The sequence below is a fragment of the Pelomonas aquatica genome (assembly GCF_026712205.1).
In the GTDB taxonomy this organism is placed as follows: domain Bacteria; phylum Pseudomonadota; class Gammaproteobacteria; order Burkholderiales; family Burkholderiaceae_C; genus Pelomonas; species Pelomonas aquatica.
Window position 1 is genome coordinate 188123 of record NZ_JAPPUW010000006.1, and the last position, 21180, is coordinate 209302.

The 21180-nt window shown below is 60.9% G+C and carries 17 protein-coding genes and 1 tRNA gene; 1 reads left to right on the forward strand and 17 read right to left on the reverse strand.

The window, feature by feature from the left end; genetic code table 11:
- Positions 1–13: 13 nt before the first annotated feature.
- The 16 genes from NYP07_RS08450 to NYP07_RS08525 form a co-directional block, all read right to left on the reverse strand.
- Positions 14–1621 carry an efflux RND transporter periplasmic adaptor subunit gene (locus NYP07_RS08450; protein WP_268149332.1) on the reverse strand — a complete coding sequence of 536 codons (1608 nt, stop codon included), beginning with the start codon at positions 1619–1621 and terminating at the stop codon, positions 14–16.
- A gap of 26 nt (positions 1622–1647) precedes the next feature.
- Positions 1648–2949 carry a TolC family protein gene (locus tag NYP07_RS08455; RefSeq protein ID WP_268149334.1) on the reverse strand — a complete coding sequence of 434 codons (1302 nt, stop codon included), beginning with the start codon at positions 2947–2949 and terminating at the stop codon, positions 1648–1650.
- Positions 2950–3058: 109 nt separating this feature from the next.
- Entirely contained in the window at positions 3059–3439 is a 381-nt protein-coding gene (gene czcI / locus NYP07_RS08460) for a cation efflux protein, CzcI family (RefSeq protein WP_268149336.1), read from the reverse strand.
- A gap of 154 nt (positions 3440–3593) precedes the next feature.
- Complete coding sequence (locus NYP07_RS08465) at positions 3594–3950, reverse strand: CzcE family metal-binding protein (RefSeq protein ID WP_268149338.1); 357 nt, start codon at positions 3948–3950, stop codon at positions 3594–3596.
- A gap of 155 nt (positions 3951–4105) precedes the next feature.
- Positions 4106–5401 carry a hypothetical protein gene (locus tag NYP07_RS08470; RefSeq protein ID WP_268149340.1) on the reverse strand — a complete coding sequence of 432 codons (1296 nt, stop codon included), beginning with the start codon at positions 5399–5401 and terminating at the stop codon, positions 4106–4108.
- Positions 5398–6123 (reverse strand): hypothetical protein, encoded by a 726-nt coding sequence (locus NYP07_RS08475; RefSeq protein ID WP_268149342.1) that lies wholly within the window; start codon positions 6121–6123, stop codon positions 5398–5400. The genes NYP07_RS08470 and NYP07_RS08475 overlap by 4 nt, the downstream gene beginning before the upstream one ends.
- A gap of 37 nt (positions 6124–6160) precedes the next feature.
- Positions 6161–6556, reverse strand: coding sequence for a hypothetical protein (locus NYP07_RS08480; RefSeq protein ID WP_268149344.1), 396 nt, complete (start codon positions 6554–6556; stop codon positions 6161–6163).
- Entirely contained in the window at positions 6556–7107 is a 552-nt protein-coding gene (locus NYP07_RS08485; RefSeq protein ID WP_268149346.1) for a hypothetical protein, read from the reverse strand. The genes NYP07_RS08480 and NYP07_RS08485 overlap by 1 nt, the downstream gene beginning before the upstream one ends.
- Complete coding sequence (locus tag NYP07_RS08490) at positions 7104–7427, reverse strand: zinc ribbon domain-containing protein (RefSeq protein ID WP_338091305.1); 324 nt, start codon at positions 7425–7427, stop codon at positions 7104–7106. The genes NYP07_RS08485 and NYP07_RS08490 overlap by 4 nt, the downstream gene beginning before the upstream one ends.
- A 1105-nt stretch (positions 7428–8532) precedes the next feature.
- Positions 8533–10638, reverse strand: a complete 2106-nt coding sequence (locus NYP07_RS08495; RefSeq protein WP_268149348.1) for an AAA family ATPase — start codon at positions 10636–10638, stop codon at positions 8533–8535.
- Complete coding sequence (locus NYP07_RS08500) at positions 10635–11096, reverse strand: DUF6262 family protein (RefSeq protein WP_268149350.1); 462 nt, start codon at positions 11094–11096, stop codon at positions 10635–10637. Before NYP07_RS08500 ends, NYP07_RS08495 begins: the two co-directional genes overlap by 4 nt.
- A 2-nt stretch (positions 11097–11098) precedes the next feature.
- A complete protein-coding gene (locus tag NYP07_RS08505) occupies positions 11099–11740 on the reverse strand; it encodes a hypothetical protein (protein ID WP_268149352.1) in 642 nt (213 codons plus the stop codon).
- A gap of 1 nt (position 11741) precedes the next feature.
- Entirely contained in the window at positions 11742–15071 is a 3330-nt protein-coding gene (locus NYP07_RS08510) for a hypothetical protein (RefSeq protein ID WP_268149354.1), read from the reverse strand.
- Positions 15068–16501 (reverse strand): tyrosine-type recombinase/integrase, encoded by a 1434-nt coding sequence (locus NYP07_RS08515; RefSeq protein WP_268149356.1) that lies wholly within the window; start codon positions 16499–16501, stop codon positions 15068–15070. The genes NYP07_RS08510 and NYP07_RS08515 overlap by 4 nt, the downstream gene beginning before the upstream one ends.
- 115 nt (positions 16502–16616) lie before the next feature.
- A tRNA-Arg gene (locus tag NYP07_RS08520) sits at positions 16617–16693 on the reverse strand.
- 123 nt (positions 16694–16816) lie between these two features.
- Positions 16817–18796: an OPT family oligopeptide transporter gene (locus NYP07_RS08525; RefSeq protein WP_268149358.1), complete on the reverse strand. Its 1980-nt coding sequence runs from the start codon at positions 18794–18796 to the stop codon at positions 16817–16819.
- Positions 18797–19217: 421 nt separating this feature from the next.
- On the opposite strand from NYP07_RS08525, the gene NYP07_RS08530 reads away from it, so the two are divergent.
- On the forward strand, positions 19218–20945 hold the full coding sequence (locus NYP07_RS08530) for a tyrosine-type recombinase/integrase (protein ID WP_268149360.1): 1728 nt from the start codon (positions 19218–19220) through the stop codon (positions 20943–20945).
- Here NYP07_RS08530 and NYP07_RS08535 read toward each other — a convergent pair.
- Positions 20929–21168: a hypothetical protein gene (locus NYP07_RS08535; protein ID WP_268149362.1), complete on the reverse strand. Its 240-nt coding sequence runs from the start codon at positions 21166–21168 to the stop codon at positions 20929–20931. The genes NYP07_RS08530 and NYP07_RS08535 overlap by 17 nt on opposite strands.
- Positions 21169–21180: the final 12 nt, after the last annotated feature.

The following is a 21180-nucleotide window of genomic DNA, read 5'->3' on the forward strand; positions in this document are numbered from 1 at the left end:
TTGGACGCCTCTTTCAGTGCGCGTGCGTAGCCGACGCCTTGCCGGCCTCGGACTTGATGACGAAAGCGCCGGAGGTTGCGTATTGCGCCCCCGCCTTCAGGCCGGACTTGACCTCGGTGCGCTTGCCGTCGCTGCGACCCAGCTCGATCGGGACCGGCGCGAAGCCACTGGCGGTGCGCACGAACACGATCGACTTGCCTTCCATCGTCTGGACAGCATCGGCGGTCACCGTGACCGGAGCGTCCGTCTCGCCAGCGGCCACCTCGACATTCACGAACAGGCCAGGACGCCAGGCGGTCTGGGGGTTGTCGACGACCACGCGGGCCTGCGCGGTGCGCGTCTGCTCGCCGATCAGCGCGCCGACATAGGCGACCTTGCCCACCGCCGTCTGCTCGAACGCCGTCGTCTTGATGGTCACGTTCTCGCCGATGCGAACCTGGGGCAGGCTGCTGGCCGGCACGTTGATCTGTGCCCAGACCGAGCGCAGGTCAGAGATGGTGAAGACGTTGACGTCCTCACGCACTTGTTCGCCCAGGGCGATATGCTTCTCGACGATCACGCCGTTGAATGGGGCACGCAGCTCGAAGCGGTTGAGCGCGGACGAATCAGCCGAAGCGCCAATGGCGTTCAGTTTCTGGCGTGCGTTGGCCACCGCAATCTCGGATTCGCGCATGGCCTGCTCAGCCTGCTGCACGTCCTGCTGCGGCGAGATGCGCTGTTCAAACAGCTGTTTCTCACGCTCGTAGGTCGCACGTGTCAGTTGCAAGCGCTTTTGCGCGGCCTGCAGCTCAGAACGCTGGTCGGACACGCTGGAGCTGTTGATCACTGCGAGCACCTGGCCCTTCGTGACCTGCTGGCCCAAGGAGACTGCAACCGACTCCACCACGCCACCGACGCGAGGAACGACGTGGGCAGTCTTGTCTTCGTTGAAGGCGATCTCGCCTGGCAACTGCAGAGCCGTCCGAATCTTCGCCGGCCCGGATTTGTCGATGGAAACGCCAGCCGCCTGGATCTGCTCAGCGGTCATCGCGACCGCCCCTTCATCCTTTGCGAAATTGAAACTCAAAGGGCCTCCGCCCGTTTGAACGCTGACCGTGCCCTTGAACAGGTGCGGCTCCTCGATGTTCTGGGCACTGACAAGCGCGCCACCCTGCAGGGCGAACGAAATCTTCTCCGGATCCTGACCCGGACGCTCGAGCTGGGCGGCCACTTGCTCCGCAGTGACCTTCACGGGCTTTCCTGCGTTGGTCACCCACAGCTTGATGCGTGGGGCGCCGCCGTCCTCGGAGAGCAACATCTCGACGGTGAGACCCTTCTGCTCGCCAAGGATGTCGCCGCCGTTGGCGCCCTTCTGTGCGTCTTCGTGATGCTCGCCGTCCCCATGGCTGTCTGCATCCTTGTGGCCTTTGTCCCCCTTCGCTTCGCCATGGTGCTCATCGTCTCCATGGCCTTTGGCTTCGCCATGGCCCTCGCTCTTCTCCGATGCGGGCGCACTGCCGCCCATGCGAAGGATGGAGAACGTGCCCACAGCGCCCAGCGCCAGGACCACCGCAATGGCGATCATCTGCTTCTTGCCGAGCGAGGCGCGTGCGCCCTCGGACGTGTTTTGGTTGAATTTCATCGTTGATCTCGAAGTTGGATTGCCGCTCAGGGCCGGTCTGACGTGGAGCCGAGCTTGCGGTCGATCTCTGCAGCCGTGCGGTGAACCTGCGCCACCGCGGTGAAGTACTGGCTGCGGACCTGGAGCCAGGTGCGTTGGGCGTCCAGAGCGTCGAGGAAGCTGAACTTGCCAAGCTCGAACCCGGTCTTGGCGGCTTCATAGGCGCTTTGCGCACCTGGCAGCACTTCCTTGCGCAACGCCTCGACCTCGTCCTTGCGTGCCTGCAGCAGGTCTGCCATCTGGAGGACTTCAGAGCGCAGCCGAAGCTCCTCTGCCTGTGCGGTGGCCTGGGCGGCATCGCGGCGACGCAGCGCCTCCAACTGCGTGCCTTGGTTGCGGTCAAAGAACGGCAACGGCACCGACACGCTGAAGACAGGCTGGTTACGGCCAATGTCCTGAGCCCGGCGGGCGCCAAGACCAACCGTCACGTTCGGCACGCCGTTCGCTCGCGCGAGGCCGTAGGTCGCCTCCGCACGCTGCACTTCGAGCTGTGCGCGGCGCACCGCCGGCGCTTCGGGAAGACGGGCCATGATGTCGGGAGCCGAAGGGGCAACAGGCAAGGCGTCCACATTTCCGTCCAAACGCTGGATAGACCCCTCAGGCGCTCCCATGACCGCGGACAGTGCGCGCAAGGCCGCAGAGGCCTCCGCTTGCGCTTGGCGCAGGTCAATGCGCGCCGTCGAGGCCGCAACCCGGGCTCGCGTCTCCTCGGTCGGCGACACCTTGCCGGCTGTCACGCGGCGAGTCGCCGCATCAACACCGCTGGTGGCAATTCGCAAGGATTCCTCGACCACCTTGACCCGCTCCTGCGCAGTCAAGGCATCGAAAAACGCCTGGATGGCCACGGCACGCACATCAGCACGCGTCGCCACCAGATCGAGGGCCGCAATGTCCTTGCCGCGCCGAGCCAGTTCGACCCGGGCCGCACGCTTGCCGCCCAGTTCGAGCGTTTGGCTGAGCTGCACTGTGGTGACACGCGTGCCGTTTTTTACGTCCTCTTGATCGACGCCAAGTACGGGGTTCGGGATCAGGCCGGCCTGCCGGACCGTACCGTCGTTGGCGTCGAGTTCGGCCGTAGCGGCGCGAAGCTGTGGGTTCTGCGCCAACGCAGTGTCCACGGCGGTGCGCAGGGTCAGCGGCGCAACCTGTGCGACGGGCGCGGAGGCCGGTGCCGCTGCCGGCGCGATTCGCAGCTCAGCAACAGCAGGTGTGGGGTTCCCAGACGATTGCGCCTGGGCAAGGGATGAGAGGAGTGCCGCACAAGCCAGCGGCACAAGGGTTCTGCGCATCGAAAACTCCGGGGTTGTTGGAACAACGCGAGGGTTTCGGCGAGTGCAGTGCTGCGGTCAGGGCCGCATCAGACGAGAAAGGGGTTGGAACGGAACTGCGCTCGCCGAATCAGGCGACGCGCCAGTTGGGGCGTTCGAGGAGGTCAGGCCCGCGCGAACGGAAGGCCTGGTTGGACGCGAAGTCCACGGCGTAGGCAGCGCTGGCATCGAACTTCAGCTCTTCTGCCACCAGCGGCTTCGCCAAGCTCAGGTGGCAGTAGCCGCAGTCGTTGTCGCCGACCAGCTTGATGCTCTTGGAACCCGACTTGTCTCCCAGATGCTTGCCGGATGCCTTGGATCCGGACTCGCCGCTGGCCTCATGCTCATGGACGTGGTGTCCGATGTGAGTCTTCGTCGGGACTTGCTCGTGCTGGCAATAGGCTGCCGCTGCCGACCAGGCGAACTGGACGGGCAGGACAAACAGCAGAAGGATGGTCAGCCAGCGACGCATGGACCGGATTGTGTCGTGAATCTGTTAATCGTGAGTGAATTGGTGGCGACCAATCCCGTGAAATCGTTCGCAGTGCAAGCTTGCCCTGCCTTGCAGAAGCCTGATTGGCTCCATCCGCGGCCCGGTCCGGACCGCGGATCAGAGCCCGCAGGCATCAAGCGCCTTCGCTCTCGTTGCGCGAGACGTAGACCATCAGCTTCTTGTCGGTGAAGCCCTGGGGAGCGATGGTGCGAACGTCCAGCGGACGGTGTCCGGCCGAGTTGAACTTCCAGGTGAAGTTCTTGCCAGCGCTCTGGAACGTCACCACGTCACCGCAGTTCACGTTGATGGCCTTGCCGGCGTCGACATTGACGATTCGCGCGTCCGGAGTCGCGGCGACTACTTCCCCGTGGACCGACTTGCCGTTGAGCATCCGGTCGTTGGCGGGAGCCGACTGGGGGCCGGCTTGGACGGCGCTGACGGCAAAGACGAGGCTGGCAATGAGGGCGGAGGCAGAAAAGGCGCGGTTCATAAAGGTTCCTACTTCGGCGGACGGGTTGCTCGGGAGAGCCACCTGAGGCGTTCACCATGGAATGAACTTTAGAAATGCGACCCCGACGGGAAGCCTGCCCTTCTCATTACAAATCTGTCATGTGGAAGCGGGCCTGGCGGCGCCGGGTAGCTGCCCTAACGAAACCAGTCATCGTCAAGAACATCCTTTCCCAGGGCAATCTCGCGTTCTGCATCGATCATCACGCGGGCGACCTCCGACTCCGGCAACTTGACCCGGACCAGGTGGGAACTCGAGACTTCAACGACGGCGTTGGGATGCGCCTCCAACACCCGGGGTTCGGCAAGGGTCCGGGTCGTCTCTTTGTCCATGGGGCTGTACGGCCTCATCTCGTCGACCGACTCCCGGAAGCTCATGAGCTGGTACTTCAGTTGCCGGCGAAGGTTGATCTCGATCTCAGCCTTGCGTTCGCTGAGCATGTCCTCGAACCCCGTTGCGTGTCGACCGACCTGATCGACCAGCTTCTGCTCCACCCCTTCCAGATCCTGCAACGCTCTCACGGCTGTGAAGATGCCCACCGAAATCGAGGCGTACATCTGCGTGACGGGCATGTTGTAGTCGGTTGTGCCGATTCCCTCTCGCTGCTTGACCTGCGAACTCGAAACCTGCCAATAGAACGTTCCTGCTCCGTACGCGTCCCGGGCCCACTCAAAGCGCTGCCGGACGGCATCGAGCACTTGCGGATACACCGTACTCCAGACCCCACTGACCGCAGGCCCGCGATCCTCCGTGAAGAGCCTATTCACGGGAATCACGGTGCACCGCCCCTGATCGGCCATCGCCGTGATCTCTCGCTGGTACCGCGACGCCACCTCGGCGCCCCGCGCATCGACGATCAGAACAAAGTGACACTCGTTGAGCCCGAGTTCTTCGAACGCCTTGAAAATCTCACAGATGGCCCGCCCAGAGACTACCGTGTCGACGAAGATGAACTTCTCAGTGGGCAGCTTGCTGGGCAAGGCCGCCAGCCACGATCGCTTGGCCAGGCTCTCGACCAGCACCTTGTAGAGGGTCAGGTGCGGGTCGGTCCCGTTGCGCCGGACCAGTGCCGCAAGGACTCGGCTCCAATACCGACGGATCGACATCGTCGTCTGTGTTGCATCCTGCGGATCTGCGGAGAAGGGGAGAACGAGCTTCTGGTGGAAGGGCGAATATGTGAGTTCGGTCATCTCCCTCAGACGGTCGTCGAAGTTCGGCAGTGCGCGAACGTCTAGTCGCCAGGCCGCCGCGGCAGCGTTGATGAACGGCACCGCGCCTCGGCTGGGAACAACCAGATGCCGGTAGCCCTCCTTGACCAGCACTCGGATGTAATCGGACAGGTCCTTTGACGCACGGGCATAGTCGATCAAGTTGTCGACATTGAACTCGTTCTGCCAGAGCGCTGATATCGGCTGTGGATCTTCATTCGTCATGCGGCAGTTCCCCTTTCACCCGTCTCGTCCGTTGGTCGGGTGACCCCTTCCGCGAGCACGATCTGAACGTCATCGTTGTCCGGCCATCCAAGCCGCACCAGCCAGGCCGAAATCGGGCTCGCGGCCTCCCGTGGCTCTCCCTGATCAGGATCGAACTCGAGACCGACCTTGGCATGCGTCCACAGGACGCCGACGAGATACTTCACGTCGTCGCAGAGCTGTTCCCTCGAGGTGGACAACAGATGTTGGTGCCGCTCCATCGTCGCGTCAGCGAATGGGTTGGGAACGTGAAGATGCTCTCCAGCGCGTTCGTAGATTTCGATGAAGCGTTCGAGTGTCTGCTTCTCCTCGCCCTCATCGAAATGCCAGACCCCCTCGGCAACCACCTGCACGCTCCTGATCGGAATCGGCAGGAAGTGCGGTGTGATCTTCGATAACCGCCTCAGGATGTCACCGACCTTCCAATCACGCGTGTAGTCGGGGTTGTCCTTGGCCTCTGCACGAAGCGCGGCATACCGGGTCTCGTCGGAAGAGATGCTTGCGAAGGCCACCAACTCCACGACTTTGCGGATCTGTAGCCACATGAACTCGTTGTCGGTGTCCAGGGTCAAGGTGCGAGGCTTCTTCGCTCCCTGGATGCGAGTGATGGCGCGCAAACGGCGCTTCACCTCGACCATGGCTGCGTGATATCGCTCGTGTGCCGAAGCTTTTGGGTCGGTCATTGAGTTCTTCCTTTGGTTGGAAGGGATTCCCTGCGGTTCACGGCGCGAGCAGCGCGCTCAACAGTGAGGCGTTCCGGTAGGCCACCATCAACGCATTCCTGGTCCCGCCGTCGGCACGGCCGCCCGCGGTCTGAACGTTGGCGACCTCCAGAACTTGCTTGAGCTTGCGCGCTGCATCGTGGATCTCCGTGATGTCGTGCTCTAGCGAAATCGCCAACCGCAGGATTTCGACATGTCGATCGGCGTCGCGCAGGTGGACCCGGAGCTGTCGCTGCCACGGCTTGGAGGGCGGAATCCTCTCCAGCAACCCGGTGACGATCACGTCGATGTCGTTGATAGCCTTCCCGATCGCCTCGAAATGCGCGGCAGCCGATTCGGGTGGCAGGTCCGGCATCTTGTCGCCCGGCTCGGCCTCGTCTCGTCTCTTATCCATCATTCGCGTCCACCCACCTTCACGTCGGCCACCAACCGACTCTTCATCGCTCTGTCGCGGATAGAGGAGTCGCCCATCTCCAACCGGTACCACTCGTTCCAGAACCACAGACTCCCGATCAGCTCGACAAAGACCACTTGGCCAGCGTCGCCGCGCACATCAAGCACACCCCTGCCCTTCTTCCACTCAAAGCTCAGTTTGTGGAGGCCCGGTGGGACCACCAACCTGACGAAGGATGCCGGCGTGGTGCCCACGAGCTCTCCGCCATCCATAGTCACGTTGACCACGTAGGCGGCATCGCCCCAGCGCCTGCGCACAACGTAGACGACCAGGCTGCCTGGCACCGGCTCGAACCTCTTCGCCTTTTCGTCGGCGGCGAGGTCTGGCACCGGCCCTGGCGTGCACGTCGGCTTTGAACCAGAGCGTGTTTTGGCGCGGAAGCAGTAGCGGTCGTCAGGCGGCCTGAGCGGACGCTCGGCGCAGCCCGCCAGTTGCAAACTGCCAAGGGACAACACACTCACAATGGCCACGCGCCTGCGTATGGTGATCATGGCGCGGGCTTTCCGCACTGGTTGCAAAAGCGGGCACCCGGCGTCAGAGCCGTTTCGCAGCTCTGACAGGAGGTAGCCATCAGTTGCCCACCACATCCGCTGCAAAAGCGCGCACCCGGCAACCCCTGCGTACCGCATTTGGCGCAGACCAGGCCACCAACGCCAGCCGGCGCGCCGCCTTGCGGCGGTGCGGCCGGTGCAGGTGGGTAGTAGCCACTGCCGTGCCCGCCATGCCCGCCGCCGTGCGAGCGCGAGCCACCGTGGTGGCCGCCGCCGTGGCCGCCCATGCCGCCCTTGAGTAGTCGTTCAAAGAATCCCATGTGTTACTCCGTCGACCGGCGCGGGTATGCCTCGCCGGCTCAATGATTTCGGTAGATGTCGGTGACATACGCCAGCCGTCGCGCGTACCCGCGCCGCTCTCAGTGTTGGTTGCCTGCGCCCTGGTCGCCTCGATGCAGCCATCAAGGCGGCAGTTCGCCCACGGACCGTGCGGCGCAACGCGTGCCACGGCAATGTGCCCCCCCGCAAGTTGGAGGGTTGGAGGACTTGCTAGAGCAGGCTCAGCTTCGGCTACGACGCACACCGGTCGTGCTGTGGCGGTTGACCACCACAGTGCGGCAGCCAAGACCACCATGCTGGCGAGCGCCAGCGAACGCTTTCGCATCGAATTCTCCTAGTGGCAGAAACCAACGAGGGAATCCGACGAGACGTCGTCGAGATCAGAAAAGAGGGAAACGCGCGTCTCGCCGGATCAGGCGGCGCGCGATCTGTCAGGTCGTTCGGGTAACGCTGGAATGTGTGACGGGTGTTCGACGGGATCCCCGAACACATCCTGACCGGGCGGCACGTGAGCCGCCATTTGCACCTCAACGCTCGGGACGCTGAAGCCGAAATGGCACATCTCACAGTCCGCGTGGGACAGGCTCGCTGCCTTGGTTTCCTTGACCTGTGATTGGCCAGCATGTTGGTGCTCGTGGTGGCCAATGTGCCTCGCTGCAGAGCCGCTTTCATGGCCGCAATACCCGGACGCAGCTGCAAAGGCGAACTGCACCGGTAGCACGATCATCAGCAGGATGACGAATAGGCGTCTCACGCGGGCAAGTGTACCGAGCGACAGGACTTTTGCCAGCGGCAACGGTCACAAAGACCACTGTGGCACAGGTCCTACTGCGACCGCCTTGCCTCTTCTTACTGCAATTTCAGCTGGCGAGCGTCGCGATCGGAGCCCTTTGACTTGCTAGCGCCCGATCCGGGCAGGCCTAGGAATGATCCCACTCGGTGGGGAGCTTTCTTGCATTGGAAGCTGCAAGTTGGTCGTTCTCTGCCGTCAACACGACTTGACTACCGGCGGCGCTTGCGTGGCATGCGCCTCATCGCCCCTGGACAGGTCTGCAGTTGTTCTCCTCCAGCGCACGATGAAGGCGCTCATATCGAGAAAGCGACACACCGTTGGCGCACCAGCGGCGCTGACTGAACCGCCACCTGGAACGCATCTCGGTCACCCACGAACACGACCTGCTCAACACCGCGAGTCAGTGCCGTGTAGATCAGCGCATGGTCGAGAATCCTGCTCTTGCCGACGACCACCGCGACGCGCTTGAACTGCGATCCCTGGGACTTGTGCACACTGATGGCATACGCCAGTTCCACTTGCTCCCTGGCTTCGGCCGGGCTGAAGGTATGTAGGTCGCCCTCGAAGCCCAAGCACAGCTCACCATCGGTGGCGACCGTCACTACCAGACCGAGACTGCCGTTCATGAGGCCACGTTCGTAGTCGTTGACGAGGTGGATGACCGGTTCACCGGGTAAGTACGGCGTTGGGTTTACCTCACCATCACAAGCGTCTGCATGGAACGATTGGTTGATGTGGTGGACACCGGCTTTGCCGGAATTCACCGCTGACAGTACTTGGAAGTCTTCTGCTCCCCATGCGCCAGCGATCTTCCGAAGTTCAGCCATCACCTCGTCCGCGCCGCATTGCACAAAGCTGACGCCGCTGTGGCGGCCGACATACGGCACGAATGCCGGCAGACGATGCTCCCGAACGGCAGCAGCTGCCGCAGGGATGCCGCTTGAGGCTGCCTGCCGATGGACCACCGTCAGATGTACCTTGGGGACGCGAGCGCTTTCCACCAACCTGTGGAAGACCAGACCGAAGGCGATTGGCGGAAGCTGTGCAGGGTCGCCTACCAAAAGCAATCGAACACCATCGGGAAGGTACTTCAGGACTCGGTAGAACGAAGGAAGGTCGAGCATGGACGCCTCGTCGATCACGACCAGGCTGTTGGCAGGCACCTCGATTTTGCCGCTTCGCGCAGCAGCGATGAACTTCGCGATCGTCGACGCCATTGCATTAGTCGCTTCCGCCATCCGCTGCGCCGCGCGACCGGCAAGAGCCATTTGAAAGACTGTCAGTGCCTGGCGGTTGGCAAGTTCGATGATCACGCGAAGCACCGTGGTCTTGCCAACGCCTGCACCGCCGGTCAAGACGCCGACAGCGCTCTTGAAAGGCAGGAGCACTGCATCGCGTTGCTCGGCATTCAGCGCGAATCCCTGCTCGGCCTCAATCTCGGTGATGACGCCTGTGGCCCACCTTGGCACCGAGTCGACCGCGATGACCGACTGCTGAGCAGGCACTTCTCCGGCAAGCATGGCGTTCAGGCGCCGTTCGACGCCATGCTCAAGGGCAGCCGCACCAATCGCTTGGTAGCCGTGCGCCTTGTCACCAACAATCGCGCGCCCAGCCAGCGCCAGGGCTATCGCCTCTTCAGCGCTCTGCCGGCCGAGGAGCCTCTTCACTCGCCCGAGCAATGTCTGGTGGTCAGTCAGCGTATGAGACTGCAGTAGTCTGGCATGTAAGGCGGCCTCAACGGCCCCAACAAGTCGCCTCTCATCACCTTCCGAAACCCCAAGCTTCTGAGCTGCGGCATCGACGATCGGCCAGCTCGTGAATGCGAGGAGATGATAGGGATTGGAGTCGAGCATGGCGCGAGCAGCATCGCCCCAAACGCGGAGCAGTCGCGTTGTCAGGCGCCACTCGATACCGTGCGCGTCAAGATGCTCGATCAGTTCAGTTTCATGCAGGCGTTCGGACCAGACTTGAATGAGCCGAGACGCGATAGGTGCCGTCAGCACCTCTTCCAAGCGCGCCGAGTCGCCGGCCGCGATGACCGAGGCCAAGCGGTCGCCGAAGTGCCGCCATAGCTCTTCAGCCTTTCCTTTCCCGATCCCGGCAAAATGCGGGTGATGGCAGAGGTAGCGCGCAACGAGCCGTCCTCGCGGAACTTCCGGCCTACAGCTTGTGGCATGCAGTTGCACCCCATACTGCTCGTGCTCTCGCAGTTCTCCTTCTACGTACCAGGCTTCACCTATGACCGGCAGCCTTGCCAATACATGCGCTCCAGCGAGCACGCGCAAGGGCCTTTCGTCCTCGGTGAAGCCTCCGAAAACAGCGCCACCGTTTGGCGCGACGCTGACGATGCGCGCGACCGACAGGCGAAGGTTCGTCGTGTTCTGCGCAACTACGGTCATGAGCGCTCAGCCGGAGCTGGAATGCGACGTCCGCTGTCGATCAGCATGTCTTCACGGCCCAGTTGAAGCTGAAGGTGCTTGACCTGGCGACGCAGCTCGGAGTTTTCGGCGACAAGTACAGCGTTCTGTTGCTCAAGACGATGCAGCTTTCTCTCAAGTTGCGCCGTCGCTCTCGCTGCCAAAGGCTTCTCAGCGCTACTGCCTTCTGGACTGTCGCCTTCCACGCGTCGACGCTCACCAGCCCTGGCCAGACCTTGCTGATGTCGTGCTTCTTCTAGCCGCGCCTCGATCTTCGGGTTTTGATAGAAGCTGCTCTTGGGAATGCCGGTAACCCGAACCAGTTCAGACAGATTCAAGCTCCCCTCGCGCGCCACGGGAAGTTGACCGCCGTGGAGGAGGTATTCCTCGAACGTCGCAAGGTGCTCCTGCCCAATCTGCTTACCGTTCTTCGAACCCATGCCTACCTTCCAATGTCTCGATTGAGGTGGAGCCATTCGAAAAATGGAGTGGCCAGCTTGGAATCGACAACAACCTTTGGCGGGCGCGTGGTTGCGTCCAGAATGCGGTTTGCGTCGCGGTCGGCGGTCAATAGCCCATCGAAGTGGTGCAGGACTGCCAGAAGCGCCTGGCTCGTTTGCACGAGCTTCAGTCGCAGTTCGTCTACAACTGCCTGACTGGTGTCTTCGGGGGAGCTTTCTGCAATAGACTTCGACTTTGCCGATTCAAGTTCGGCAATGTAGGCCTTCAGCCGACCCACCTCGCGACGCAAGTTCTCGACCCCAAGCTCGGCAGCGAGAAGCAGCGCTCCGGCCTTAGGGTCTTCAATCCCTTTGGGATTGATGGCGCTTGTCCCCCCACCGAGGCTGGTGGCCATGTACGTCAAAAGCAGCGCCTTATATCGCTTATTGCGCAACAGGGTGGCCCGATTGCAGTTGGCGCCCTCGCGCTCTGCGATGTGCTTCGCAACCATGTCCGCCAGATCGGTGATGTACTCGCACTTCATGCGCTTCTTGCCCATGTAGGCCAGAAACTCACGAATCAAGGCTTCCCTGCGCTTTAGCTTCTCTTGCTGCCATCCGGCAAACGGGTTCTTCCCTGGCATTTCAAATGCCTTCCAAGAGCAACTGCGAGGAAGATTGCCCCAGATTCTGCAGATGACTCTCTTTTGTTAGGAGTGACAATACTCGGCTGTAATCGAGTCCGTTGGCTTCAACGAAAGTTCTCAGCAGCCCGGCGCATTGGGCTGTAAGGTCGGGTGGCATCGGCGACGTGAGTGCCGCGCGAACGTTTCCCACATTCGCGAGTAACTGGCGCCGCAGGAGATCAAAACGGCCCTTAATTTCGGGACTATCGAAGGTTGGGTAAGCGACACTCTCTGCGAGCCGCGCTAGAACGTATGCGGTTTCTCCCGTTGGCACCGGAATTCTCCGGAGTGCCTGTTCGATGATCTCCGGCTTAGCAACGACCCATCTGCGTGAGTCCTGCCCCGATTCAATAAGACGCCGCTGCACTTCGAGAACCTCGCTGGACAACTTCCAGCCGGCAAGCTCGTCCCCTAGGCGCTGTCGCTCTGCCTCACGCTCCTGCCGCTCGGTATCTGTATGTACCTCGTCGAAGTCAGACCTATCCAGAGCTTGCTCGACTGATTCAAGTTGCTCGGTAACCTGCTTAATCTTCGCGACGACTGCAGGAAGATGATCAATGCTCCTCACAGCGTAAGGACACAACGCACACCGACCGATCCCACGGAGGTCCTTCAAAACGTCCGGCGGGCAGTGATTACCGAACGGGCACACTTCGGTTTTGTTGAATGCAGCGTCTGCACCGCGTGTCTCTCTCAAGACATCGATGCCGCTCTTTCCTCCCTCTCTAAGCGAGAGTGTCACGCAGCCATAGGATGCAAGCGTAGCCTCAAAATCGCGCCTTAGGGACTTTGCAAAAGCTGAATTAACGTGATCAGCCTTGAGAAAAATTGGATTCGGCCGTTGCCCGTTGGCTAACAGTTCGTCGAACTGCTTGCCGTAGGCGCCGACAGCAAGCGCGACTGCTTGTTCCGCCTGAGAAGCACGAATGTCGTCTTCATCGATTCGAACGTAGTGGTAAACGACGCTTGTATGCTGGCCGGTGACGTACTTACCAATAAACTCAGCCGGAAGAACGGTAATGAGATGCGAGACTACTCCGACTCGTGCACTGTGAGGGGTAATGTCGCTCTTGGGATGAAGGGCGATCTTGGGTTCTAACGAACCACGGTAAGCGTTCAGGCGGTCGCGACGGTCAGACGCTTTGTAGGGTACATCCTCCGGCAGAAGCTCGAAAAGGGGGGGAATGCGTCCGCAATCGATCTCGGACGCCATCCCTTGGACGCCCATGAGAATCTTGTCCCAAACGGTCGCGTAGCGACTGTCAGGATGTGGGTAACCTTCTGCTGTGACTGCGAAAAGAGGCTGAATCGCCGGCCACTTTGTTTTCTCGTTACCCTCATAATAGACGGTTTTGTCAAACCCAGCGCAGTCAATCAGATTTCGCCAGCGAAGTTGTTCGCGCAGAATTTGAATCACTCTTACGTTGACGTGTGGCTCCCAGCACTTCGTCATTACCTTGTCCGTATTGACTAGTAACTTCGTGATGCTAACGTCATCGGGATGAACCTTGGAATCGAATGTTCTGGCGTCCAACCATTGAATATGTTGGTTTCGAATTCCTGTGTAGATCGCAACAAGGACATGATGTAACCCGTGCGGTTGCGGAATTCGCAGCGTCCGGCCATCCTTCAACCGGAACGTCTCTAGGTCCATGCAATTCGGGAGAAACTGAATCCGATGGCCTCTGCCTCGAAAGAAGACCATCGGCACATAACCGACTTTATCGGCTGCTCGAACTGTATCTATGACGGTTCTCTTTGCAATGAAAATAAGATCGTCATCACCAGATAGTTTCCCTGAAAGGATTCGATCCAGCACGACATGGGTATAGGTGACGAGTGTCTCAACGTAGGCCAGGTAGAAGGAAAAGAGCCTTCTGGGAACGGGGCGCTTGTTCGTGCCAATCAATCTGCCGACGGCTGGGAAGTCATGCTTAGAGAGGGGCTGCACGAACCCCTGGCAACCGGGCAGTTCGTGGGAGTTGCTCCCCAGGAACTCAAAGAATTGTCGCAACGGCTGCAGCGCGTGGTGACGAGTTACTGGTGCCCAGCCCTGCCTCTCGCCATACTTTTCGACAAACTCCAGATAGGTCAATGGAGTTGAAAACTCCAAGTGAACTAGGCGAGAGATGAAGACGCTGGTAAGCAGTTCGGAAGGCGTGGTTGGGTATCTAATACGAGTGTCACTATTCTCGTTGAACCAATACGGAAGGTAAAAGAACAGGTAGAGATTGAGATATCCGAGCGCCCGCTGATGTTCTTTGGGGCTTTCCCGCCTAAGCTTTCGCAGGTAGGTCGCTTGCAGTTCAAGCCAAGTCTGGCGCATCGCAGCAAAATCAACTGCCAACCCAGGCAACTTAGAAAGTCGCAACAGCCGCTCTGGGAACGCATCTGACGGCCGCATTTCGAGCGCCTGATCGAGGTTGATCGACAGTGTCTTCTCGCCAAACAGTCGGCTTGTTTTATCTACAAGGCGCTCAGCTGATATCAACGCTGCGTCCCATGCCCGGACGGACACTGCACACCTGTTGCCATACTTGCGTTCAAGCACATCAACCAATGCGCGATACGCCATCGCTGCGCCTCGACCGCTGAAATCTGTGGCATCGTTTGCCTCCTTCACCTTAAGGAGGTCATCTAGGTTCGCGTCTTCTGGCCGATTCCAACCAAGAGCAAGCAGCAACTTGGTGCCGTTAGACAAAAACCAAGACTTCCGCCCATGATGGGTCGTTACCGACTGCAGTGCAGCAGCGTTTAGTGAATCTGAATCGTATACCGATCGCACTAACTGCAGGAGTTCCGATGCGATGAATGGCGCGATTTCGATTCTTGTTCCATTGTTAGATTTAACAAACGGCCAATTGAAGGAATACGGTAGCGTTATCGCTCCTCCGCTATGAAGGGCTATGAGGAAGAAGCCGAGACCAGACTGGACTGGACCCAGATAACTTGGCCTAAACCGGAAATTACCCTCTCGCTCCGCGAGCGTCAATCTATAGAATCCGTCCTCATCGAGAGGCTCGAACCTTGTGCCATTGGCCTTGAATGCGTCTAAAACGTAGGACTCGTCGAAAGTGAAGTCGTTTCGAACCAGAGTGCATAAGCGAACATATTTGACATAGATCAGGCGAAGGTTGGCCTTGGCAGTGACTGTTTCCAGATCGACGTCGGTGGCGGAATACAATGTTGTAAGTGTGGTGGCAGCGGAATCAAGCGCTAATCTGATTGATTGATCCAGCTGGCGGCCGGACACGTTGAAGACAACGTCGGCTTTGGTGACGTTGATCACTGCGAAACCCTTGTAGACATTTCTATTGCGGTAGCTTCTTGTGCAATCGCTCGCTCCACAATGGCAAGCTTTGCTTGCAAAACTTCGCGCCGCATTTGATTAAGAGTCTTCGTTGCGCCGCTTCCGAATAGCATGAAATTGGCGTATGCCAGCTCTGCTTGAAATAGTTCCACATCATGCCGCGCGTAGCGCTCCGTAGACTTTATGTTCGCATGTCCCATTAGCTGCTTGACCAAACCGATGGGTAAGCCGTAGGAGCCGTCAGACCGAGGAAAATAGTTCAAAAGGTACGTGCCATACATGTGGCGCAGAGAATGTGCGCCAAAGTCTTCGTTCAACTGCGTAATGGGCCTTACAGTCGCAACAGCAGAACCGAATATTCCGTTTCTGGAACTGGCTGCGCTCAGGAAGTAAGGGCGGCCTTCCATCCCGCTTCGTCGATGCTGGAATACGAACTGATGCAGGCCGTGCGGGAAGTACTCATTCTTCAGGTAGTTTTCCAACGCCTCGAAGAACATTGATGCGAACGGTTCGATAAGCAGGGTTGCTTGACTGGTTCGTCCCTTCCAAACCAGTTTGTCGCGTTCTTTCGGGGTAAGGTAGAGATAGCTTGCGTCGTTTGCTCGATGAGCAGGGTCTACTAGCTTCACTGTCGCCTGCTGCATGCTGATGTCTGGCCATAGCAGCTGCAGAGCCTCACTTATTCGGCACCCTGATGCCGCGCAGAAGCTGTATAGCGCCTTGTCCCGCCATGACGGCATGGCATTGATCAGTGCGGCTACAGCGTCGAATGGAAAGGCGCGTTTACTATCGTACGGGGCGGCGCCTCCGACGCTAGGTAACGAGGCCTCATCAATCAGTTTCGGCCCACCCGAGACGATGCCGGCAAACATGGAAGCGGCAACCATTGCGGCTGCCTGATGTGCTTGGAGCTGACGCGCAGTCGAGCTTGGTAGGAGCGGAAATGGGTCGACGGTCGCCTCTACCAGCCTATGTCGAACAAGTTCCTCAAGCTGCTTGCGCAGGGTTTCTGACAGCTTTAGGAATCGTCGTATCGGGGCATGCATCGAGTCGCAACTTGCCTTGGACACCATCGGCGACGGCAAAGTACTATTCACTTTGCGGGCGAGTTCGTTACCCGACATGCCACCGAAAACTAAGTACTCGCGATACGCTTCTAGTACCTCTACGAGTTCTTCTCGTGTCAACGTTGCTCGAGCATCTGCTAGCTTCGCCGCCGCTTCAAAGAGGTAGTCAAAGAACTTCGCGAGGTTGCGGCAGTAGGCTGAGCGAGTGTTGATAGGCCGGCCGCTTTGCGACTTGGCAAAGGCATCGAATGCGGCAATGCGGCGTCCGTCCGGGCCCAGCAGACCGAAAGACTTCTTGCCGTCTACCTCAACGTCGATGAGTGTTACGTTCTTCAACTGCACCTCAATGTGCAACTGAAGATCAGTCTACATCCGACCCCAATAGCATGCAACGATGTTGCGTATTGGGCATCGCCACACGTCCTCCGATGGAGGACTCTGAGTGCATGCAGATGCTTGGTGCGGCGGACAGGAATCGAACCCGTAACCCCCAGCTTAGAAGGCTGGTGCTCTATCCGGTTGAGCTACCGCCGCACGGTGAAAAGCGAGTCATCCTAATGTGCAACTGGGAAGACCGTCAATAAGAACCCCCGACCTGCTGCTTAGAAGGCAGCTGCTCTATCCAGTTGAGCTACGGGCAGACAGAACGCGTGATTATCAGATCAGCACGTTGATGATCGCGTTGCCGATGCCCATCAGCGCGGCGCCGGAGATCAGGCCGGCGCAGATCGGCTCCAGACCCTCGACCCAGACACGGTGGCCGAAGCTGCCCTTGCGCTTGCCATGCTTGCGGCCCATGGCCCAGAAGATCAGCGCACCGACGAACATGCCCAGCACGGCCTCGGGGGGCAGGACCACGCCCAGGCCGGTCGCGACGGCCGACAGCTGGAAGCGGCCCTTGCTCTTGATGCGCGCCACCTCCATCGCGACGGCCGTGACGGCGGCGACGGCCATCGACACGAGCACCGAGGCCGGCAGGCTCTTCAGGCCCTTGGCGATGATGTCGGCGACGCCCTTCCACTGCAGCGCGGCCGGGAAGCCGAACTGGTCGGACACGATGCCGGCCGTGCTGCGCACGCCCGACGCGTCGGGGTGCAGGAAGAGCAGGAAGAACAGCGGCACGCAGACCAGCACGCCGGCGATGTTGCCGATGACGTGGCCGATGGCCTGATGGCGCGGCTTGCCGCCCAGCATGTAGCCGGGCTTGATGTCGGACAGCAGGTTGGCGGCGTTGGAGGCGATCTCGGCCGTCATGCCGGCCGGCAGCAGGTTGGCCGCCGGGTTGCTGCGGTCCAGCGCGCCCATCGTGAACTGGGTGATCTTGGACAGCGCGCCGGTGGGCGTCCATGAGGTCAGCGCCATCGAGTTCGTGCAGATGACGCTGAGCACGCAGATCAGCGGCAGCGCGATGACGGCCATCCACATCGGCACGCCGAAGAACAGATGGGTCACGTAGGCGCCGAGCAGGCCCATGACGGGCACGCCGACGTAGGAGACCCACAGCGGCACCTCGATGTCCTTCAGCAGGTCGGCGCCGGAGTCGGCGGCCTGGCTGCTGCGCTTGAAGGCGCTCTTGAAGATCTCCGGCTTGGCCAGCAGCGACACCAGCGCGCCGACGACCATCATCGTCACGCCCCACCACAGCGACCACTGGTTGACGATCTCGACGCGGCTCAGCGGCACCGGCAATCCGTTCACGCCGATGCGCGGCGTGATGTCGCCCATCTGGATCATCAGCGGCGCCAGGATGACGAAGTTGATGAAGGCGCCCAGGAAGCAGCTCGCCGCGATGGCCATGCCCATCAGGCCGCCCACGCCGATGACGGCCACGTCCAGCGTCAGGCGCAGGCCCAGCGTGCGGAAGTCGGCGCCGAGGATGTTCGGGATGAAGCCCTGCACCTTGGTGGCCCAGGCGTAGTAGTAGTCGTCCAGCCGCTCGTGCAGATGCCAGGGCTCGCCGAGACCGGCCCACTTGTCCAGCATCAGCAGCTTGAACTGCACCAGCTTCATCCAGCCGTCGCTGACGATGGCCTGGTAGAGGGCCGCGCCGCCGCTGACCCAGCCGAGCAGCTTGGCCTTGAAGATGCCTTCGTCGCCATGGCCGTCGTAGAGCGAATCCAGCACGACGCCGCAGGCCCGGCCTTCGGGGAAGGGCGCCTGGTCCTCGTTGATGAAGCGGCGCTTCATCGGGAAGGCGATCAGCACGCCGGTCACGGAGATGACCAGCATCCAGATCATCATCTGCCACCACGGCGGGATGACGCCCGAGACCAGCATATAGGCCGGCAGGCTGGAGATCAGCGCCGTCGTCACATAGCCCGAGGCGGTTGCGATCGACTGGGTGCAGTTGTTCTCGAGGATGGTGTAGTCGCTGGCCCAGCCCGCGGCATGCAGCGCGCGGAACAGCGCGAAGGCCAGCAGCACCGAGGTCAGGCCGACGCCGAGGGACAGGCCGGTCTTGGCACCGATGTACAGGCCCGTGGCCGACAGCACGCCGCCGAGCAGGAAGCCGGTCAGGCCCGAGCGCAGCGTCAGCTGGGCCATGTCGCCGCGGAAGACGTTCTTGAACCACCACTCGTCCTTTTGGGCGCGGGTCCAGGTGGCGATCTGCTCGTCGGTCAGGTGTTGGAGTGCCATGGGTCTCGGGCGCGGCTTGTGGCCGTGCCGGGGGTTTGCAGCAAAGGCCGGGATTGTCCTGGCCGACCGCTCGGTCGGACTTAGGGATGCCCCAGGGTCTCGGCCCCTGGATGCGGGGCCTCACAAAAGCAAACCCGCCGTGACGCAAGGCCAGCGGCGGGTTCCGAAGAGGTTTGGTCGGGGCGGCGGGATTCGAACTCGCGACCCTCTGCTCCCAAATTAGAACAGAACCGGATTCTACGGGATTTTGCGGGATTTCCCGGGATTCGCAATTTCATTTATAAATCAATGACTTATGAGAACCAGCGTCCCACGCCATCCAACTTCGACCCGCTACAGCCCGACCTCCGGTTGTCCCCACGGTTGTCCCCAAATTCGCTAGGATTCGAACTTCCTACCTGGAGGTCTGAGGTAGCAAAAAATGGCGACGCGTCATCCGAAAGGGTCTCGTTGGAGCGTAACGGAGCTGCGAAATCTGCCGCCCACGTGGGCCGGCGACCACGTCAGCGACGGCGATGGGCTGACCGGCGAGATCCGTGTCGGAGCGCGTGGCACCCTGGTCATCCGCTGGCGCTACGCGTACAAGTCGGCGGGCAAGGTGAAGCGCATCGACTGCGGGTTCTGGCCCGAGACCGATCTGGCTGAGATCCGACGCACGCGGGACGAGGCCAGGCTCCTGCTGCGCGAAGGCATCGATCCGGCCGACCAGCGCCGCGCCAAGCGCATCGCCGCCCAGCAAGAAGTGAAGGTTGCGCTCGCGGCCGAGGCCCTGCGGCAGGCCGACGCGAAGACCAACAACGATTTGATCGACGCCTGGCTCCTGGACGGCGTGAAGCGCAGCGACGGCAACCATGGCCTGCGCCTGCAGCTGGACAAGAACGTGCGGCCGTACATCGGACGGAAGCTGGTCAGCGAGACCACGGAGCACGACATCCGCGCGCTGCTGAGGGTCATCGTGGCGCGTGGCGCGAATCGGTTGGCCGTGGCGGTTCGGAACGATCTGGCGCAGATGTACCACTGGGCCGAAAAGCGCCAGCCCTGGCGCCGGCTCCTGGCCGAAGGCAACCCGATCGACGTCGTGGACATCAAGACCGTCGTCGATGCAGGCTATGACATCGACTATGCGCGGGAGCGGGTGCTGTCGCCTGCCGAGCTGATCGAGCTGCGGGACATCTTCGCCGCGATGGACAGCGAAGCATCGGCCATGAGCCGCAAGGACCTCTACGATCTGGTCTGGAGCGAGCCAATCATGCGACTCGCCCAGAAGCTCGGCATCAGCGACAGCGGCCTGTCAAAGGCCTGCGGCCGGCGGAACATTCCGACGCCGCCGCGCGGCTTCTGGCAACGTCACGCCGAGGGCATGCCCGTCGAGCGAGCGCCGCTGCCTGATCCCGACTGGAATCCGTGGGTGGATCTCGTGCGCGCCCAGCGCGGGCTCGCGAAGAAGTACCAGTGCGCCGTTTGGCTCTGCCTGCTGACCACCTGCCGTATCGGCGAGCTCCTCCTGGCCGAGAAGAAGCACATCGACCTGGAAACTGGCGAGTGGTTCATTCCGAAGGAGAACAGCAAGGCCACGCGCGGCAAGCGGCGCGACTTCATGGTGTTTCTGAGCCCGCAGGCGATCGGGCACTTCGAGAGCCTGTTCGAGATGGCAGGTGAGTCGCGATGGGTCTTCCCCTCCCCCGACAAGGACGACGCCCCGATCTACGACCAGTCCGTCACTATGCAGGTCGGCGACCGGCAGCTCATGTTCAAAAAGCTGACTGCCAAGTCCAAGAACCGCGTGCAGGACAACAGCCTCGTGCTCGCCGGCGGTGACAACGGCGAGTGGACACCTCACGACATGCGACGCACCAGCGCGACCACGATGCAGCGTCTCGGCATTCCCAACGACTTGATCGACAGATGCCAGAACCACGTTCTCGGCGGACCAGCGGTCAGACGCCACTACCTGCTTTACGACTTCGCGGACGAGAAGCGCGCCGCGTGGAAGAAGCTTGGCGAGCACGTCCAGTCGATGCTTCAGTCTGGTGGCAAAGTTCGCCCTCGCCGACCTGCAGCCGCCTTAACCCAAATGACGGTCAGCCAAGAGCCAACGACGCGCCAAGCTACGCCGTCCGCTGCAGGGGAAATCAGGCCGCAGCCTTGACGTGAAGGTGAGGGGGCGAAGCAGACGCGCTGCGCTCACGCGAAAACGTCCAGTTCGGGACCTGCCCCACCGCCGAAGCAACGTCTGCCTCATCGCCTTCGACCAACACGGTGCCGGGCATGCGCTCAAGCACCCTGACCCGCTTCAGCGCGGACACGAGCGTGCGCTCCTCCTGGCTCGAAGGATCGCGAGTGCCTTGATAGAGAACGACGAACCGGTTCATGTTGCAAAGATA

Coding starts and splice junctions, on each gene's coding strand:
- NYP07_RS08530 (WP_268149360.1), top strand. CDS start 19,218: ATGGCGACGCGTCATCCGAAAGGGTCTCGTTGGAGCGTAACGGAGCTG.
- NYP07_RS08500 (WP_268149350.1), bottom strand. CDS start 11,096: ATGGGTTCGAAGAACGGTAAGCAGATTGGGCAGGAGCACCTTGCGACG.
- NYP07_RS08525 (WP_268149358.1), bottom strand. CDS start 18,796: ATGGCACTCCAACACCTGACCGACGAGCAGATCGCCACCTGGACCCGC.
- NYP07_RS08450 (WP_268149332.1), bottom strand. CDS start 1,621: ATGAAATTCAACCAAAACACGTCCGAGGGCGCACGCGCCTCGCTCGGC.
- NYP07_RS08505 (WP_268149352.1), bottom strand. CDS start 11,740: ATGCCAGGGAAGAACCCGTTTGCCGGATGGCAGCAAGAGAAGCTAAAG.
- NYP07_RS08535 (WP_268149362.1), bottom strand. CDS start 21,168: ATGAACCGGTTCGTCGTTCTCTATCAAGGCACTCGCGATCCTTCGAGC.
- NYP07_RS08480 (WP_268149344.1), bottom strand. CDS start 6,556: ATGGATAAGAGACGAGACGAGGCCGAGCCGGGCGACAAGATGCCGGAC.
- NYP07_RS08475 (WP_268149342.1), bottom strand. CDS start 6,123: ATGACCGACCCAAAAGCTTCGGCACACGAGCGATATCACGCAGCCATG.
- NYP07_RS08490 (WP_338091305.1), bottom strand. CDS start 7,427: ATGGGATTCTTTGAACGACTACTCAAGGGCGGCATGGGCGGCCACGGC.
- NYP07_RS08465 (WP_268149338.1), bottom strand. CDS start 3,950: ATGAACCGCGCCTTTTCTGCCTCCGCCCTCATTGCCAGCCTCGTCTTT.
- NYP07_RS08495 (WP_268149348.1), bottom strand. CDS start 10,638: ATGACCGTAGTTGCGCAGAACACGACGAACCTTCGCCTGTCGGTCGCG.
- czcI (WP_268149336.1), bottom strand. CDS start 3,439: ATGCGTCGCTGGCTGACCATCCTTCTGCTGTTTGTCCTGCCCGTCCAG.
- NYP07_RS08485 (WP_268149346.1), bottom strand. CDS start 7,107: ATGATCACCATACGCAGGCGCGTGGCCATTGTGAGTGTGTTGTCCCTT.
- NYP07_RS08470 (WP_268149340.1), bottom strand. CDS start 5,401: ATGACGAATGAAGATCCACAGCCGATATCAGCGCTCTGGCAGAACGAG.
- NYP07_RS08455 (WP_268149334.1), bottom strand. CDS start 2,949: ATGCGCAGAACCCTTGTGCCGCTGGCTTGTGCGGCACTCCTCTCATCC.